Here is a 17,043-nt window from a genome sequence, read left to right on the forward strand (position 1 = left end):
AGACGCGCGCGGCGACCAGCTCTCTCACGTCAACGAGGCCGGCAGCCAGGCGCTGGCGAAGTCAAACCAGCCCCGGGCGTTGAGGCGCAGGCCATTAACCCCCGGTGGCGCGCTGATCCGATAGTTATACTTGAACAGCGGCGTCATGATGGCGTCTTCCATCAGACTGTTGAACACGTTGCGCAGCGCATCGTTGCGGCTGCGGGCGTCGGGCTGAGACTGCACGGCGTCTAATGTCGCCTGCAGATGGGCATATTGCGCCCCGGTCAGCAAATTAGGCCACAGCATATCGCAGCGCAGCCACTGCTCCAGGGCGTACTCCGGCGCTTCGCCGATCAGTCGGTCTCCCATCATCAGGTCGGCCTGCCCCAGATGCTGACAGCCTTCCCAGTTTTTGGCGTCATGAAAAATGATCGTCAGTTCGCAGCCCAGCAGAGCCAGCCGTTGCCTCAGTTGCTCGGCCATCGCATGAAGCTCGACCGGCAGATGATAGAGCAGAGTGAGCCTGGCCGGCAGCGGCACCGCGTTGTTTTCCGGTCCCTGCGGGATGGACCATCCCGGCAGCACCTCATGGCTTGGCGTAATCAGATCCTCCTCCAGCGGCAGCGTTTCCAGCAGCGACGAGTGATGGATTATCGACACTAGCCGCTGGGCCTGCGTTTTACTAAGACGCGGGCTGTGGCGCAGGGTCAGATAGCAGAAGCCAAGGCTGATACGGTTGCTGACCTGGCGCAGATTGTGGAGCTCTTCGCGATCGCCGATGGTGATCTGCACCGGGTGGCGGCAGCTGGTGCCGAGATCGCGGTCAAAGAGCTGAGGAGTGATCCAGTATTCCACCGCCTGGATCAGCGGATGCTGCAGGTGATACCGGGGATGGTTCTCCAGGCGGACGAGTTCCGGACTAAACCGCTTCAGGCGGAATGGCCCGCAGCCGATGGCCGGATCGTCGGGATGTGCCAGCACGCTGCAGTAGCTGGCCAGGCGGAACGGCAGCCAGTAGTCAGGACGATGCAGCGTGATGGTGAGACACTGGGCGTGAGTGACATCGATACGGCTGATGCTGGCGAAGAGGGTCCGTAAGGCGGGCAGCTCAAGCAGCAACTGTAACCGCTGCCGTAGCTGTGCGGTTTGCACCGCATCGCCATTGTGCCAGTACAGCGTGGAGCGAATGTAAAAATGCCAGCGCAGGCCGTCCGGCGAGACCTGCCAGTGATGCGCCAGATCGCCGATCGGCATATTGTCGCCTTCATCGAAGCGCGTCAGCCCGGCATAGATCTGCCCGGCCAGATGCTGCTCGGCACGTCCGGGGAGAAAGCCAGGACGCAGCGGCTCCAGTGGGCGATAGTAAGGAATACGCAGCGTCGGAGTATTGTTTTGCCACTGACCGCCGAGGAAGGGATGGAGCAGGGCTTTCAGCTCCACCGGGGCCAGCTGCGCCAGCTCCAGCGCGTTTTGCTGCTGACCGTTGTTCAGCGCCTGCTCCATCATCTCGTTGCGCAGACTTTCCGGGGTTTTGTGAAATGAGAGCTGTCCGCGTTTGCCGCGCCCGGAGCTGGCCTGCCAGCTTAGCCACCCCGCCTCCTGCGCCTGACGCAGCAGAGTGCGGACGTGGCGTTCGCTACAAAAACAGCGCTCCGCCAGTTCGCCGACGGTCACCTGCTGCGGCGCCCCGGCTGAGGGTTGCCACAATCGCTGGTATTGATTTAAACGGTGTAAGAGTCGCATGGGGGCCGTCATCCACCGGGCCGCTGTAAACCCGGAACAATTAATAATATCTATTCACTATTACTTCCGTATATCCCAGGTGATACTGCAACACAAGCGAAGCCCATCACACATCGGGGAATACACCATGGCAAAACTGGCCGCATTTGATATGGACGGCACCCTGCTGATGCCGGACCATCGTCTCGGCGAGCAAACGCTCACCGCGCTGAAACGGCTGCGGGAACGTAATATCACCCTGACGTTCGCTACCGGTCGCCATGTGCTGGAGATGCACCATGTGATTGGCGAATTTTCCCTGGACGCATTTCTGATCACCGGCAACGGGACGCGCATCCATTCGCTGGAAGGGGAGGAGCTTTATCGCCAGGATCTCGCTCCCGAGGCGGCGGAAGCGGTGCTGCACAGCAAATGGGATACTCAGGCCAGCATGCATGTGTTTAACGATGGCGGCTGGTTCACCGGTCAGGCAAGGCCTGAATTGTTGCAAGCGCATGTCTTCAGCGGCTTTCACTATCAACTGTGCGATCCGAAACGCATGTCGGCGCAGCATGTCACCAAGATCTGTTTTTGCGGCGATCATGACGATCTCCGCCGCCTGCGGATCCAACTGAATGAGACGCTGGGCGATCGCGCGTTTCTCTGCTTCTCGGCGATGGACTGTCTGGAAGTGCTGCCGGTCGGGTGTAATAAAGGTGCGGCGCTGGCGGTGCTCAGCCAGCACTTAGGCTTCACCCTGCAGGAGTGCATGGCGTTTGGCGATGCGATGAATGACCGCGAGATGCTGGGCAGCGTTGGGCGGGGTTTTATCATGGGCAACGCGATGCCGCAGCTGAAAGCCGAGCTGCCGCATCTTCCGGTTATCGGAGACTGCCGGCATCAGGCGGTCTCCCACTTTTTAACGCATTGGCTGGATAATCCTGATCTTCCTTATTCCCCCGAATAGAGAGACCCTTCCGGCAAGCCAGATAGTTTTCTATCTGGCTTTTTTTATCGCCTGCCGACCAGCGCGGCGATCTCCGCCTGCCTGGGCGCGATATCGCCGATATTGGCGGCCACCCACTGCGGGTTGTAATAGGTTTCCAGGTAGCGCTCACCGCTGTCGCACAACAGCGTGACGATGGAACCCGTTCGCCCTTCCTCGCGCATCCGCGCGGCCAGCTGCAATACGCCCCACATATTGGTGCCGGTAGAAGCGCCGACCTTGCGCCCAAGCTGTGTTTCCAGCCACAGGGCGGTGGCCACGCTCGCCGCATCCGGTACGCGCAGCATCTCGTCGACGACGTCGGGAATAAATGACGGTTCGACGCGTGGGCGGCCGATGCCTTCAATTTTGCTGCCGACCGGGCTGCGCAGGGTGGCGTCGCGGGTCTGCCAGTATTCGAGGAAGACCGAATTCTGCGGATCAACGACCATCAGCTGCGTCTCATGGCCCTGGCTGCGAATATAGCGGCCAATGGTTGCCGAGGTGCCGCCGGTGCCGGCGCTCATGACGATCCATGACGGCTGCGGGTGCGGTTCATGGCTCATCTGACGGAAAATACTGTCGGCGATATTGTTATTGCCGCGCCAGTCGGTGGCCCGCTCGGCAAAGGTGAATTGATCCATATAATGGCCGTTCAGCTCGCGGGCCAGCGTTTCGGAAGCATCGTAGATTTCGCAGGCGCTCTGCACAAAATGGCAGCGTCCGCCGTAAAACTCGATCTGTTCGATCTTACGTTTGGCGGTGCAGGAAGGCATCACGGCGATAAACGGCAGCCCCAGCAGGCGGGCGAAGTAGGCCTCCGAAACGGCGGTTGAACCCGAGGAGGATTCAATAATCGGCGTACCTTCTTTGATCCAGCCGTTGCACAGGCCATAGAGAAACAGCGACCGCGCCAGGCGATGTTTAAGGCTGCCGGTGGGGTGGGTGCTTTCATCTTTCAGATACAGGTGGATGCCCGGAAAAGCGGGCAGCGCCAGACGGATCAGGTGCGTGTCGGCGGAGCGCTGATAGTCGGCGTTGATTTCGCTAATGGCATGTTTAACCCAGGCGCTATTCATCGTGATTTCCTGTTTGTCATTTTGTGCCTAGCTTAGCGGAAAGCGCAGGAAAAATTGTTGCCATTTAGCCTTTGGATTACCATTATGAGAGCAAAATTTTCTCTTCGGATGCCCTATGCTAGATAAAATTGACCGTAAGCTGCTGGCGCTGCTGCAGGAAGATTGCACCCTCTCTTTGCAGGCGCTGGCCGATGCCGTTAATCTGACCACCACGCCCTGCTGGAAGCGCCTGAAACGGCTCGAAGATGAAGGTATTTTGCGCGGGCGCGTCGCCTTACTGGATGCGGAAAAGGTGGGGCTGGGCCTGACGGCGTTTGTCCTGATCAAGACTCAGCATCACAGCAGCGACTGGTATGGCCATTTTGTGAGCGAAGTGACGCAGATGGCGGAGGTGCTCGGCTTCTGGCGGATGGCAGGAGAGTATGATTACCTGCTGCGGGTGCAGGTGGCCGATATGAAACGCTATGACGATTTTTATAAACGTTTAGTGAACAGCGTGCCGGGGCTGTCGGATGTCACTTCGAGTTTTGCCATGGAACAGATAAAATATACCACCGCCTTGCCTGTCGAATAACGGTATTGCGCCGTAACCCATTACAAATCAGGATTTTACTGCTTGCGATTATTTGCTCAACTCAGCTGGTACTTCCGCCGGGAGTGGCGCCGCTATCTTGGCGCGATTGCCCTGCTGGCCATTATTGCCGTCCTGCAGCTTATTCCGCCGAAGGTGGTGGGCATTGTGGTGGACGGCGTGACGCAACAACATTACACCGCAGAGAAGGTGTGGATGTGGATCGGCGCGCTGGTGCTGGTCGCGGTAATGGTTTACCTGCTGCGCTATGTCTGGCGCGTGCTGCTGTTCGGCGCCTCTTACCAGCTGGCGGTCGAACTGCGGGAAGATTTTTACCGGCAACTGAGCCGCCAGCATCCGGCATTCTATTTGCGCCATCGCACTGGCGATCTGATCGCCCGCGCCACCAACGATGTTGACCGGGTGGTATTTGCCGCCGGTGAAGGGGTGTTAACCCTAGTGGATTCGATGGTGATGGGCTGTGCGGTATTGATTGTGATGTCGACGCAGATTAGCTGGCAGCTCACCCTGCTGGCGCTGTTGCCGATGCCGCTGATGGCGCTGGCGATCAAACGCAACGGCGATGCGCTTCACGAACGTTTTCGCGTGGCCCAGGCGGCCTTTTCCAGCCTTAACGATCGCACACAGGAGAGCCTGACCAGCATCCGCATGATTAAGGCTTTTGGGCTGGAGGATCGCCAGTCGGCGCAGTTTGCCGCCGATGCCGCCGATACCGGCGCGAAAAATATGCGCGTGGCACGCATTGAGGCGCGTTTCGACCCCACCATCTATATCGCCATCGGGGCCGCTAACCTGCTGGCTATCGGCGGCGGCAGCTGGATGGTGATCCACGGCAGCCTGACGCTGGGCCAGCTGACCAGCTTTGTGATGTATCTTGGCCTGATGATCTGGCCGATGCTGGCGCTGGCGTGGATGTTTAACATTGTTGAGCGCGGTAGCGCGGCCTATGGCCGTATCCGCACGATGCTCGAAGAGGCGCCAGCGGTAGACGACGGTACTGAAGCAGTGCCGGCAGGCCGCGGTGTCCTGCAGGTTGCCATCCGCAACTTCATCTATCCGCAGGCGAGTAAACCTTCGCTGGAGCAGGTTAATTTTACCCTCCAGCCGGGGCAAATGCTGGGTATCTGCGGGCCGACGGGCGCCGGTAAAAGTACCATTCTGGCGCTGCTGCAACGTCATTTTGACGTCACCAGCGGCGAGATCCGCTTTCACGATCTGCCGCTGCCGCGTCTGCAGCTCGACAGCTGGCGCGCCCGGCTGGCGGTGGTCAATCAGACGCCATTTTTATTCTCCGACACCGTCGCCAATAATATCGCGCTGGGCAAACCGGATGCGACACCGGCGCAGATTGAACGCGTGGCACGGCTGGCCAGCGTGCATGACGACATTCTGCGCCTGCCCCAGGGGTACGATACCGAGGTGGGCGAGCGCGGCGTGATGCTCTCCGGCGGCCAGAAACAACGCATCTCGATTGCCCGCGCTCTGCTGCTGGAGGCTGAAATTTTGATCCTTGATGATGCTTTGTCGGCGGTAGATGGTCGTACGGAGCACCAGATCCTGCACAACCTGCGCCAGTGGGGGGAGGGGCGGACGGTGATTATCAGCGCCCACCGGCTGTCGGCGCTGACCGAGGCCAGTGAAATTCTGGTGTTACAGCATGGGCATATTGCCCAGCGTGGCCGCCATGAGGCGCTGGCCGTGCAGCCAGGCTGGTACCGCGACATGTATCGTTACCAGCAGCTGGAAGCCGCGCTTGACGAGGTTCCGCAGGCGCAAGAGGAGGCCCTGGATGCGTAGCTTTACCGAACTCTGGCCGACGCTTAAACGCCTGCTGGCCTATGGTTCTCCCTGGCGTAAGCCGCTGGCCATTGCGGTGGGGATGATGTGGATCGCGGCGGCGGCGGAAGTGAGCGGCCCGCTGCTCATCAGCTATTTCATCGATAATATGGTGGCGAAGCATACGCTCCCGCTGAAGCTGGTGGCAGGCCTGGCGGTAGCCTATATCGGCCTGCAGCTGCTGGCGGCGTTACTGCACTATAACCAGTCGCTGCTGTTTAACCGCGCCGCGGTCGGCGTCGTCCAGCAGTTGCGTAGCGATGTAATGGATGCCGCCCTGCATCAGCCGCTCAGCGAGTTTGATACCCAGCCGGTTGGGCAGCTTATCTCGCGGGTGACCAACGATACGGAAGTCATTCGCGATCTGTACGTGACGGTGGTGGCGACGGTGCTGCGCAGCGCGGCGCTGATCGGCGCGATGCTGGTGGCGATGTTTAGCCTCGACTGGCGGATGGCGCTGGTGGCGATCGCGATCTTCCCGGCGGTGCTGATCGTGATGATCATCTATCAGCGCTATAGCACGCCGATCGTGCGCCGGGTGCGCGCCTGGCTTGCTGATATCAACGATGGTTTCAACGAAGTGATCAACGGCATGGGGGTGATCCAGCAGTTCCGCCAGCAGGCGCGCTTTGGCGAACGGATGCGCGAGGCCAGCTATGCCCACTATCTGGCGCGGATGCAGACGTTGCGCCTCGACGGTTTTCTGCTGCGCCCGCTGCTGAGCCTTTTTTCCTCGCTGGTGCTGTGCGGGCTGCTGATGCTGTTTGGCTTTAGCGCGGTGGGCACGATCGAGGTCGGGGTCCTGTACGCGTTTATCAGCTATCTCGGACGCCTTAACGAGCCGCTTATTGAGCTGACCACCCAGCAGTCGATGCTGCAGCAGGCGGTGGTCGCCGGCGAACGCGTTTTTGAGCTGATGGATCGCCCGCGCCAGGCGTGGGGCTCGGATGACGCGCCGCTGAGCAGCGGCCGGGTGGAAATTGACCATCTCTCCTTTGCCTACCGGGGGGATCGACTGGTCCTGCAGGATATCAGTCTGGATATTCCCTCCCGCAGCTTCGTGGCGCTGGTCGGGCATACCGGCAGCGGGAAGAGTACTCTCGCGAGTCTGATGATGGGCTATTACCCGTTAACCCACGGGGAGATCCGCATCGATGGCCGGCCGCTTGCTTCCCTCAGCCACAGCGCGTTGCGTCGGGGCATCGCGATGGTGCAACAGGATCCGGTGGTGCTGGCGGATACCTTCTACGCCAACGTCGCGCTGGGTCGGGATATCAGTGAGACGCAGGTCTGGGAAGCGCTGGAGGCGGTGCAACTGGCGGAGGTGGCGCGCAGCATGAGCGATGGCCTGTACACTCAGCTGGGCGAGCAGGGCAATAACCTCTCCGTTGGGCAGAAACAGCTGTTGGCGCTGGCGCGCGTGCTGGTGGAGACCCCGCAGGTATTGATTCTGGATGAGGCGACGGCAAACATCGACTCCGGCACCGAGCAGGCGATCCAGCAGGCTCTGGCGAAAGTCCGCCAGCATACCACCCTCGTGGTTATCGCCCATCGACTGTCAACCATCGTTGAGGCCGATACCATCCTGGTGCTGCATCGCGGTCAGGCTGTCGAGCGGGGCACCCATCAGCAGCTGCTGGCGGCGAAGGGTCGTTACTGGCAGATGTATCAGCTGCAGCTGGCTGGCGAAGAGCTGGCGGCCAGCGCCCGGGAAGAGTCGCTCAGCGCCTGATGCACCACCAGCAGGCAGCGAACAAAGCGTGGCCTGCTGTGGTGCAAAAACGTTACATCAAATGCACTGTTGTGGTGCATTTTTGCGCTGCAAACGCGTTTCAGCAGGCAATTGTCTGACCTGTCCCCTGTTTTTTACCATCAAAGGGCCGCTCTGCGGCCTTTTTTCATTTCTGGCATAGCCCTTGCTTTATATCCATCGTGTTAGCTGCGGCCATTACCGAATACTGCCTGGAGGGGACTTATGAAGCTGGTTACCGTGGTAATCAAACCATTCAAACTGGAAGACGTGCGTGAAGCCTTGTCTTCCATCGGCATTCAGGGCCTGACGGTCACTGAAGTCAAGGGCTTTGGCCGTCAGAAAGGTCATGCGGAGCTCTACCGCGGCGCCGAGTATAGCGTCAACTTTCTGCCAAAAGTGAAGATTGATGTGGCGATTGCCGACGATCAGCTGGATGAAGTCATCGATGTGATCAGCAAAGCGGCTTACACCGGAAAAATTGGCGACGGCAAAATTTTTGTCGCTGAATTGCAGCGCGTCATTCGCATCCGTACCGGCGAAGCTGACGAAGCGGCACTGTAATTTCCAGACCACACAGTGATGGGGAACGAAACAATGAAAATGGCAACAATGAAATCGGGTCTGGGGGCATTAGCCCTTCTTCCGGGACTGGCAATGGCCGCGCCCGCAGTGGCGGACAAAGCCGATAACGCGTTTATGATGATTTGCACCGCGCTGGTTCTGTTTATGACCATCCCGGGGATCGCGCTGTTTTACGGCGGCCTGATCCGCGGCAAAAACGTCCTTTCCATGCTGACTCAGGTGATTGTGACCTTTGGCCTGGTCTGCGTACTGTGGGTGATTTATGGCTATACCCTGGCCTTCGGCACCGGCGGCAGCTTCTTCGGTAGCTTTGACTGGGTGATGCTGAAAAATATTGAACTGAAAGCGCTGATGGGCACCTTCTATCAGTACATCCACGTGGCCTTCCAGGGCTCGTTCGCCTGTATCACCGTCGGGCTGATCGTGGGGGCGCTGGCTGAGCGTATTCGTTTCTCCGCCGTGCTGATTTTCGTGGTGGTGTGGATGACGCTCTCTTATGTTCCGATTGCGCACATGGTCTGGGGCGGCGGTCTGCTGGCGACCCACGGTGCGCTGGACTTCGCGGGCGGCACCGTTGTACACATCAACGCCGCGGTTGCCGGGCTGGTGGGTGCGTACATGATGGGCAAACGTGTGGGCTTCGGCAAAGAAGCGTTCAAACCGCACAATCTGCCGATGGTGTTCACCGGAACCGCCATCCTCTACGTGGGCTGGTTCGGCTTCAACGCCGGCTCCGCCAGCGCAGCGAACGAAATTGCCGCATTGGCTTTCGTCAACACCGTCGTCGCCACAGCGGCTGCCATCCTGGCGTGGACCTTTGGCGAATGGGCCCTGCGCGGTAAACCTTCACTGCTGGGCGCCTGCTCCGGGGCGATTGCCGGTCTGGTTGGCGTCACACCAGCCTGTGGGTATATCGGTGTCGGTGGGGCGTTGATTGTGGGTATCGCATCTGGTCTGGCGGGCATCTGGGGCGTAACGGCGCTGAAACGCTGGCTGCGGGTTGATGACCCTTGCGACGTCTTCGGCGTCCACGGCGTCTGCGGCATCGTCGGCTGTATCCTGACCGGTATCTTCGCGGCCACCTCTCTGGGCGGCGTGGGTTATGCAGAAGGCGTCACCATGGGCCATCAGCTGCTGGTGCAACTCGAGAGTATCGCGATTACCATCGTCTGGTCGGGCGTTGTCGCTTTCATTGGCTACAAAGTGGCGGACATGACCGTGGGGCTGCGCGTACCAGAAGAGCAGGAGCGCGAAGGACTGGACGTCAACAGCCATGGCGAAAACGCCTACAACGCCTGATAGAAAACCCTTCTCCCTGTAGCAAAAAGCCTCCCGTCAGGGAGGCTTTTTTTATGCGTTGCGGTTACGCATCACCCCTTCCTGGACCGTTGAAGCCACCAGCGTTCCATCCTGAGTGTAGAACTCGCCGCGGACGAAGCCACGGGCGCTGGAGGCCGAGGTGCTTTCAACGCTGTATAACAGCCATTCATTGATATTAAACGGCCGGTGGAACCACATTGAGTGGTCGATAGTGGCGACCTGCATGCCAGGCTCAAGGAAGCCGACGCCGTGCGGCTGCAGCGCCACCGGCAGGAAATTAAAGTCCGAGGCATAGCCCAGCAGATATTGATGAATGCGCAGATCGTCGGGAACAGCGCCATTGGCGCGCAGCCACACCTGGCGCACCGGTTCAGCAATATGCCCTTTCATCGGGTTATGAAATTCGACCGGGCGGATCTCCAGCGGTTTATCACAGAGGAATTTATCTTTTACCTGCGGTGGCAGAAGGTGTGCCAGCTTGCGGGCGATATCGGTTTCCGAGTGCAGGCCGTCAGGAGAGGGGGCCGGCGGCATCGCTTTCTGATGCTCATAGCCGTGCTCTGGCGCCTGGAATGAGGCGGTCATATAGAAGATTGGCTTCCCGTTCTGAATGGCGGCCACTCGCCGGGCGCTAAAGCTGTTGCCGTCGCGCAGTACTTCCACATCGTAGACGATCGGTTTCTGGCTGTCGCCGGGGCGCAGAAAGTAGCTGTGAAACGAATGTACCAGACGTTCAACGGGCACGGTCTCTTTTGCCGCATACAGCGCCTGGCCCACCACCTGGCCGCCAAAAACCTGGCGCAATCCCAGGTCTTCGCTCTGTCCGCGGAATAACCCTTCCTCAATTTTTTCCAGATCTAATAATGCCAGCAGGTTAGAGAGTGCCTGACTCATACTTATCCTCAATTAATGATAGCGGCGCAGCGCGGTGCGCGTGATGTGGCAAAGTATAACCTGGAATCGCAAGTGGTCCGATGGGTGTAATAATCTGAATAACGAGGGGGCAACAGGAACAAATCTGAGATCTGTGCCACACTTATTGACGACACGAAAGTTCCTGCCGGCGAAGCGGCGGAACATCCTCCTGGGTATTAAGGGATGATAAGGAGAACATCATGAAATTTGCCTATATGTTTAGTGCCTTAGCCGTCGCCGCGACGCTAACCGCCTGTGCTAATCACCACTCTACCAGTTCTTCGACTCAGGCAGCCGCGCCCGACCCTTATGGCATCGCGACGCTGAGCGTGGCACAGCAGCAGCCGAGCGTTACGGGGACGATTAATATCCGCCAGAGAATCGCTTTACCGCCGGATGCGGTACTGACGGTGACCCTGTCGGATGCTTCTCTGGCAGATGCGCCAGCCCGCGTGTTGTCGCAAAAAGCGGTGCGTACCGAAGGCAAACAGGCGCCATTTAACTTTGCCCTGCCTTACAATCCGGCAGACATTCAGCCGAACGCCCGTATTCTGCTGAGTGCCGCGATCGCGGTGAACGGCCAGCTAATGTTCATTACCGATACCGTGCAGACGGTGATAAACCAGGGTGGGACGCATGCCGACCTGACGCTGGTTCCGGTCACGCAGACCGCCGTCCCCGTTGCGCAATAAGCTCGCCGAGCCCCCTGACGGGGGCTTTTTTTTGTCTTCAGTAAACCCAGCGATAATGCTGGAGATCGATATGGCCGCTGCCGGAGACCTGAACCCCTTCGGCCAGCAACGCCTGGCGCTGTCGCTGAAGATCGGGCCCGGTGAGGGAGATATCGCCATGGCGATTGACCACCCGATGCCAGGGCAGGGTTGACCCTTCCGGCAGGCGCTTCAGTACGCCACCTACCTGGCGCGCGGCGCGCGGTGAACCGGCCAGGCGGGCGACATCGCCGTAGGTGGCGACATAGCCTTCCGGTATCGACGCCACGATATGCCAGACGCGTTGGGGGAATGTGTCGTGCGGATCCATGTTCAGCCCTGTTAACCGGAAAATGCCAGCATAAGCGCTGAGGCGCAGGCTGTACAGCCTGCCTCGGTTCAGGCGGGTTGTTCGACAGTGAAGGTCAGGGCCAGGCCGAGGATCTGCATGCCATGGACATTGTCAGACAGTGAACTGGCGATGAGGCTCTCGAGAAATTTCAACCGCTGCGAAGTGGCGTTAATGATCAGTTTCGCGCGCAGGCCCGGCATGGTCAGCGACGAAATGGGGTACACCACCCGGCCGCTGATGTAGACGGGCAGTTTGCGCAGTTCCACCTGGCGCAGCACGCCGACGGTGGAATAGAGCAGCGCCAGCGGCGTGACCGCCCGCACGGGGGTCTGGCTGATGGTCGCGAAGTCGAGCATTTTTTCCGGGCGCAGATAGTTCACGCCATGAAAGGCGATGGTCATCCCTTCAATAGCGGGTAAAGGCAGAGTGATGGTCTGTGGTGATGAGTCAGTCATTCGATTACCGTCGAGACAAGGTGCTGATGATTAAAGGTGACGTAAGAGGGCTAAGTATGGTGGATAACCCGGCAATGTGCTGAGCGCGTGCTCCCAATCTCACAGCCTGGCCGTGAGTTGTTGGTTTTATTGGCGTATTGTGCAATAAACCAGCAGGCGATCGGGGTGAGCTTGCAATTCACCAGGTCAGCAGGGATAATGCGCCAGCGCGTTGGGTAACTAACGCTCTCAATGGGGGCTCTGTTGGTTCTCCCGCAACGCTACTCTGTTTACCAGGTCAGGTCCGGAAGGAAGCAGCCAGAGCAGACGACGTGTGTGCCGGGATGTAGCTGGCAGGGCCCCCACCCATTTCGCCCTCCTGATATCTCCCTTGTATTTGTCCGGTCTTTATCCCTGCTATAATTAATATCTGATACGGATCACATATTATTTTTTGTTGCTAAAACAACCCGTTTTTATTCCATAATATTTACTTGTCATAAATCTGAAATGCTACTGAAATATTAATGTCATTTGCATGTCATAAATAAAAGGCATCTTATTGATGGGAATTTGTTGCCAGAGCCATGCTATAAAATATATCTCTGGATCAGCATGTTAACTTCGTGTATTAATTATGATGATTTTATTGCACGGGAAGCGTAGCTATGACCACAGTGGTTTTGAATGTAAAAATTGACGCCGAGTTAAAAGAGAAGCTGCGTCATTATGCGGAAGTGAATAACGAGAACCTGGGAACGGCAACGGAAAAGCTGCTGCAGCTGGCTTTTCAGCTGGAGGAATCAGCAGGTGAGGCGGGGGTGACGGAAGAGGACATTGACAGCCAGCATACCGAAGAGGAAGCGACCCCATTAACCCCTAAAGAAATCAAAGCATTAAGAAAACTTCTGAAGAAGAAAAAATGAAACAACAATTCTCTACAGCCAGCAACTATAGCGAAGCCTGCGATATGTTGCGCTCAGGATACGTAAAACACGTGCGCCTGAACTGGAATATCGGTAGTGATGAGTTCTTTCGCATTGCCTCCGACTGGTGTGACACCGGCGCTAAAATTAAAAAAGATGAAGATGGCTTTATTATTTCCCTGAAAGGGTTTCCTATTCCGCGTCAGCATTAATGAAATTGCCTTATTTCTGTCACCGGGATGCCATAACCAGAGGGCAGGATACTCAGGCAATTTTATAAAAACATCTCATATACCTCATGGATGATGGTCATTTGACGGGCTGATGCCAGCCCGTCGATATTTTCTTATATTATTTTCCGCAAACGCGTATTTTCCTTCTGTTCTGCAAGGCTTTGCCACAGCGGTTGTAGCGTGGAGAAGGCCTGGCGCAATGCTTCGTCTGGCAGTGTAAATGGCAGACGCAAATAGCGATCAAAGGCTCCCTCAAGACCAAAGCGCGTGCCGGTGCCGATATGGATCCCCTGACTTTCCGCACGCGCAGAGAACAGCGTGGCCAGCATGTCAGGGAGTTCCACCCAAAAAGAGAGCCCACCTTCCGGCGGCGTAAAGCGCCAGCGGGGAAAATATTCCGCCATTAACGTTTCGCACATGTCCCGGCGCGCCTTCAGCATTTCCCGCCGCGGCGGTAGCAGCGTGGCGGCATTGGCCAGCAGCCAGCTGCAGGCCAGTTGCTCCAGCAGAGGCGTACCCAAATCCAGGGAATCGCGAGCCTGAATAAGGGAGGCGATGGTTCGCGTACTGGCGCGGATCCAGCCGATGCGCAGTCCCCCCCAGAAACTTTTCCCGGCCGAACCAATAGTGATCACCGCGGCATCGGGATTAAAGCAGGCCAGCGGCGGAGGCGGTGGCGCGTTATACCAGAGATCAACCATGGTCTCGTCGATCACCAGCGTCGTCCGCGTCCTGGCGGCGATATCCGCGACCCGCTGGCGGGTGGGAGCATCCATACAGCGCCCGGTGGGATTGTGAAAATCCGGCATCAGCCACGCCAGACGCGGCGCGGTCTGCGCAATAGTCGCCGCGAGTCCATCACAGTCCCATCCCTGCTGTGGAAGCGCGACGCCGACCGGGCGGCAGGAGGCGCCCTGAATGGCGCTAATCGCCATCGGATAGGTGGGGGCGTCGATGACCACCCGGTCACCCGGGCCGGTAAACAGGCGGAGGATCAATGCGAAGGCGCTGAGGGCGCCGTTGACCACAATCACTTCATCGGGCCGCGTCGGCAGACCGCGTTCGCTGTAGCGACGGGCAATCGCCTCCCGCAGTACCGGCAGCCCTTGTTGATCGTAGCCGGTCTGGCCCAGGTAGGGCGGCAGCAGCGTCATGGCATGCTGGAAGGCCTGATGGACTTCCGGCCCGGCGCTGAGGGCGGCGGTAGAGAGATTCAGCGAGGAGGGGATGCCTGAGGGGGGCGGCAGGTCGGCGGGACGCTCTGGCAAGACAATGCGCGAACCGCTTCCCTGACGGCTGTAGAGAAAACCCTCCTCCCGTAACTGGCCGAGCGCGCTGGCGATGGTGGTCCGGCTGACGTTCAGCGCCGCCGCCAGCTCGCGCTCGCCTGGCAGGCGCGTTTGCAGCGTCAGGCGACCGTCGAGGATCAGCAGGCGGAGCGCTTCCGCTAGCTGACGCCATAGCGGCGTGCGTGAAGTGGACTCCTGCCAGTTGCCGAGCAGGCGTACCAGCGATTGTGTTCCAAAGCGTCGGGTTGACATAGCGATCCACTTTTCCAAAACTGGCCATTAATTATCAGTCCATTTTTGCTGATGATAAGGGCATTCGCAATGATGTAGAGGAAAAAATATGCTTCGTCGCCTGCTGCAGTTATATATCGGCCTGGTACTTTATGGCGTGTCCACGGCGCTCTTCGTGCATGCCAATCTTGGCGCCGATCCGTGGGATGTTTTCCATCTCGGGGTGGCTAAACAGCTGGGTATCAGTTTCGGTACGGTGATTATCCTGACCGGCGCGGCGGTGCTGCTGCTGTGGATCCCGATCCGGCAAATGCCGGGGCTCGGCACGGTGAGCAACGTTATCGTGCTGGGGCTGGCGGCGGATGCCACGCTGGCCGTCCTGCCGCCGCTGGAGTCGCTGGTGGCTCGCAGTGTGCTGCTGGTGGGGGCGATTGTGCTGAATGCTATCGCCACCGGGATGTATATCGGCGCGGGCTTTGGCCCCGGGCCGCGTGATGGCCTGATGACTGGTCTGCACGCTCGTACCGGCTGGTCATTACGCGGTATCCGTACGGCTATTGAGCTTACCGTGCTGGTGATTGGCTGGCTGCTGGGCGGTAAGTTTGGCGTCGGCACCGTGATTTACGCGCTGTCGATTGGGCCGCTGATCCAGCTGTGCCTGCCGTGGTTTCGCCAGCCCGTCAGCCGCAAAGCGGTCAGCACTCCGCAGGAGATAGTCTCCTGAATTAACGACTCGCCCTCTCTATCCGCAAGAGGGCGAGCCGACGCTTACAGGCCGCTCAGACCGTGAACCATCATGTAGATCCCCACCACGATAATCAGTAAACCTGAGAACCAGGGCGCCTTGCGCGAGATATCATTAAGCCAGGGCCAGCGGCGGGTGGCCTGTTTAAGACTCAGCGCGGCGATAGCCCCGGAAGCCACCAGCGTCAGCGCCAGACCAACGCTAAAGCCCAGTACCAGCGTGGCGCCAAGCGAAAATTTCTTCAGCTGTAAACAGATAAGCAGCACAGTAATGGACGCCGGACAGGGGATCAGCCCGCCGGTCAGGCCAAACAGTACGATCTGCCCGGTCGTCACCTGACGGCCATCAAAGCGCCGGTTGATCTCCTGAGCATGAGCCCGCTGATGCGCGTCCTGCCACTCCTCCGCCACCAGCGGCGCGGCGGATGAGGACGCATGTTCATAGTAGTGATTATGTTCATGGTGGTGATCATGTTCGTGGTGATGATCATGTTCGTGGTGGTGCTCATGTTCATGGTGGTGATCATGGTGCGTATGGGGCTGCGATTCGCGCCAGGTGCGCCAGAGCATCCAGCAGGCAATCAGTACAATCGCTATCCCCGAGATCAGTTGAAACCAGGGTTCGGAGGTCTGCGCGTTCCAGCCGCGGCCAAACCACAGGCCGGCCATGGCGATCAGCCAGACGACTGCCGTATGGGAAACCGTCGCCGCCAGCCCCAGCAGCACCGCCTGTTTTAACGTTCCCCGTACCGCCACGATAAAGGCGGCCATCATGGTTTTTGAATGGCCCGGTTCAAGGCCGTGCAGGGCACCGAGCAGTATCGCGCTGGGAATAAACAGCCAGGCATTACCTTGCTGCAGAAGGGAAGTGAAATCGTTCATATCGGGATCCTTGCCAAAAGTGCGTTTATCCTACTCCCCCCCAGTAGTAAAATACTACCCCCCAGTAGAAAAAGCGGCTGACAAAAGGGATCATGCTATGCTGGCAGGCGTTACTGATGATGAAGGTCGGTAATCACGGACAGAATGAAACGGTGGATCGTGCAATGTCACATACAGTTCGACACAAAAAAATGTTACTGACCCGACTGAAAAAAATTCAGGGGCAGAGTTCCGCGTTAGAGAAAATGCTCAATCGCGAGCATGAGTGCGCTGAGGTGCTACAGCAGCTGGCGGCGATTCGCGGCGCGGTCAACGGTATGATGCTGCAGGTTATTCAGGGGCATCTGACCGACCATGTGGTGAAAGAGCCTGAAGAGACACAGCGTGAAGCGGATCTGGAGACGGTGATGCAGGTGATCAAATCTTATCTGAAGTAGCGCCCTGGCGCGGGCGGCGAAGTGGCCACACCCGCTGGC

At 58.5% G+C, this 17,043-nt stretch carries 18 protein-coding genes and 1 other RNA gene; 12 read left to right on the forward strand and 7 right to left on the reverse strand.

The genetic code is table 11. The annotated features are described in order from the left end of the window. Positions 1 to 24 precede the first annotated feature (24 nt). Positions 25 to 1,725 carry an SgrR family transcriptional regulator gene (locus HMPREF3096_RS00615; RefSeq protein WP_022066294.1) on the reverse strand — a complete coding sequence of 567 codons (1,701 nt, stop codon included), beginning with the start codon at positions 1,723 to 1,725 and terminating at the stop codon, positions 25 to 27. Positions 1,726 to 1,852: 127 nt separating this feature from the next. Between HMPREF3096_RS00615 and cof the strand changes: the two genes are divergently transcribed. Continuing rightward, positions 1,853 to 2,671 carry an HMP-PP phosphatase gene (gene cof / locus HMPREF3096_RS00620; protein WP_016160381.1) on the forward strand — a complete coding sequence of 273 codons (819 nt, stop codon included), beginning with the start codon at positions 1,853 to 1,855 and terminating at the stop codon, positions 2,669 to 2,671. A gap of 44 nt (positions 2,672 to 2,715) precedes the next feature. On the opposite strand, the gene HMPREF3096_RS00625 is transcribed toward cof, so the two are convergent. Next, positions 2,716 to 3,768, reverse strand: coding sequence for a PLP-dependent cysteine synthase family protein (locus HMPREF3096_RS00625; protein WP_032729445.1), 1,053 nt, complete (start codon positions 3,766 to 3,768; stop codon positions 2,716 to 2,718). Positions 3,769 to 3,883: 115 nt separating this feature from the next. Between HMPREF3096_RS00625 and HMPREF3096_RS00630 the strand changes: the two genes are divergently transcribed. The 5 genes from HMPREF3096_RS00630 (at position 3,884) to amtB (ending at position 9,830) form a co-directional block, all read left to right on the forward strand. Beyond that, positions 3,884 to 4,342: an Lrp/AsnC family transcriptional regulator gene (locus HMPREF3096_RS00630; protein ID WP_008805409.1), complete on the forward strand. Its 459-nt coding sequence runs from the start codon at positions 3,884 to 3,886 to the stop codon at positions 4,340 to 4,342. 42 nt (positions 4,343 to 4,384) lie between these two features. Continuing rightward, positions 4,385 to 6,157, forward strand: a complete 1,773-nt coding sequence (locus HMPREF3096_RS00635; protein ID WP_070544218.1) for a SmdA family multidrug ABC transporter permease/ATP-binding protein — start codon at positions 4,385 to 4,387, stop codon at positions 6,155 to 6,157. Next, entirely contained in the window at positions 6,150 to 7,928 is a 1,779-nt protein-coding gene (locus HMPREF3096_RS00640) for a SmdB family multidrug efflux ABC transporter permease/ATP-binding protein (RefSeq protein WP_008805412.1), read from the forward strand. Before HMPREF3096_RS00635 ends, HMPREF3096_RS00640 begins: the two co-directional genes overlap by 8 nt. Positions 7,929 to 8,171: 243 nt before the next feature. Further along, positions 8,172 to 8,510, forward strand: a complete 339-nt coding sequence (glnK, locus tag HMPREF3096_RS00645; RefSeq protein ID WP_002891893.1) for a P-II family nitrogen regulator — start codon at positions 8,172 to 8,174, stop codon at positions 8,508 to 8,510. A 33-nt stretch (positions 8,511 to 8,543) separates the two neighbouring features. Beyond that, positions 8,544 to 9,830 carry an ammonium transporter AmtB gene (amtB, locus tag HMPREF3096_RS00650; RefSeq protein ID WP_012542680.1) on the forward strand — a complete coding sequence of 429 codons (1,287 nt, stop codon included), beginning with the start codon at positions 8,544 to 8,546 and terminating at the stop codon, positions 9,828 to 9,830. A gap of 51 nt (positions 9,831 to 9,881) precedes the next feature. Here amtB and tesB read toward each other — a convergent pair whose 3' ends face one another. Continuing rightward, complete coding sequence (tesB, locus tag HMPREF3096_RS00655) at positions 9,882 to 10,745, reverse strand: acyl-CoA thioesterase II (protein ID WP_008805414.1); 864 nt, start codon at positions 10,743 to 10,745, stop codon at positions 9,882 to 9,884. 221 nt (positions 10,746 to 10,966) lie between these two features. On the opposite strand from tesB, the gene HMPREF3096_RS00660 reads away from it, so the two are divergent. Next, positions 10,967 to 11,458, forward strand: a complete 492-nt coding sequence (locus HMPREF3096_RS00660; RefSeq protein WP_008805415.1) for a YbaY family lipoprotein — start codon at positions 10,967 to 10,969, stop codon at positions 11,456 to 11,458. A gap of 37 nt (positions 11,459 to 11,495) precedes the next feature. On the opposite strand, the gene HMPREF3096_RS00665 is transcribed toward HMPREF3096_RS00660, so the two are convergent. Beyond that, entirely contained in the window at positions 11,496 to 11,807 is a 312-nt protein-coding gene (locus HMPREF3096_RS00665) for an MGMT family protein (RefSeq protein ID WP_008805416.1), read from the reverse strand. Between the two features lie 68 nt (positions 11,808 to 11,875). Then, complete coding sequence (locus HMPREF3096_RS00670) at positions 11,876 to 12,283, reverse strand: hypothetical protein (protein WP_032729446.1); 408 nt, start codon at positions 12,281 to 12,283, stop codon at positions 11,876 to 11,878. Between the two features lie 241 nt (positions 12,284 to 12,524). On the opposite strand from HMPREF3096_RS00670, the gene ffs reads away from it, so the two are divergent. The 3 genes from ffs (at position 12,525) to HMPREF3096_RS00685 (ending at position 13,400) form a co-directional block, all read left to right on the forward strand. Continuing rightward, positions 12,525 to 12,621, forward strand: an RNA gene (gene ffs, locus HMPREF3096_RS00675) — signal recognition particle sRNA small type. A 309-nt stretch (positions 12,622 to 12,930) separates the two neighbouring features. After that, positions 12,931 to 13,188: a hypothetical protein gene (locus HMPREF3096_RS00680; protein WP_002891977.1), complete on the forward strand. Its 258-nt coding sequence runs from the start codon at positions 12,931 to 12,933 to the stop codon at positions 13,186 to 13,188. After that, positions 13,185 to 13,400, forward strand: a complete 216-nt coding sequence (locus tag HMPREF3096_RS00685; RefSeq protein WP_004142688.1) for a hypothetical protein — start codon at positions 13,185 to 13,187, stop codon at positions 13,398 to 13,400. Before HMPREF3096_RS00680 ends, HMPREF3096_RS00685 begins: the two co-directional genes overlap by 4 nt. Before the next feature lie 134 nt (positions 13,401 to 13,534). Here the strand turns inward: HMPREF3096_RS00685 and HMPREF3096_RS00690 are convergent, their stop codons facing one another. Continuing rightward, a complete protein-coding gene (locus tag HMPREF3096_RS00690; RefSeq protein WP_032729448.1) occupies positions 13,535 to 14,962 on the reverse strand; it encodes a MocR-like transcription factor YczR in 1,428 nt (475 codons plus the stop codon). 88 nt (positions 14,963 to 15,050) lie between these two features. Between HMPREF3096_RS00690 and HMPREF3096_RS00695 the strand changes: the two genes are divergently transcribed. After that, positions 15,051 to 15,665: a membrane protein YczE gene (locus HMPREF3096_RS00695; RefSeq protein WP_008805419.1), complete on the forward strand. Its 615-nt coding sequence runs from the start codon at positions 15,051 to 15,053 to the stop codon at positions 15,663 to 15,665. 44 nt (positions 15,666 to 15,709) lie between these two features. Here HMPREF3096_RS00695 and HMPREF3096_RS00700 read toward each other — a convergent pair whose 3' ends face one another. Continuing rightward, a complete protein-coding gene (locus tag HMPREF3096_RS00700; protein ID WP_032729449.1) occupies positions 15,710 to 16,567 on the reverse strand; it encodes a nickel/cobalt efflux protein RcnA in 858 nt (285 codons plus the stop codon). Positions 16,568 to 16,731: 164 nt separating this feature from the next. Here HMPREF3096_RS00700 and HMPREF3096_RS00705 point away from each other — a divergent pair, with 164 nt between their 5' ends. Next, positions 16,732 to 17,004 carry a metal/formaldehyde-sensitive transcriptional repressor gene (locus tag HMPREF3096_RS00705; RefSeq protein ID WP_012542675.1) on the forward strand — a complete coding sequence of 91 codons (273 nt, stop codon included), beginning with the start codon at positions 16,732 to 16,734 and terminating at the stop codon, positions 17,002 to 17,004. The last annotated feature ends 39 nt before the right edge of the window (positions 17,005 to 17,043 follow it).

The organism is Klebsiella sp. HMSC25G12 (assembly GCF_001807705.1).
Classification (GTDB): Bacteria; Pseudomonadota; Gammaproteobacteria; order Enterobacterales; family Enterobacteriaceae; genus Klebsiella; species Klebsiella variicola.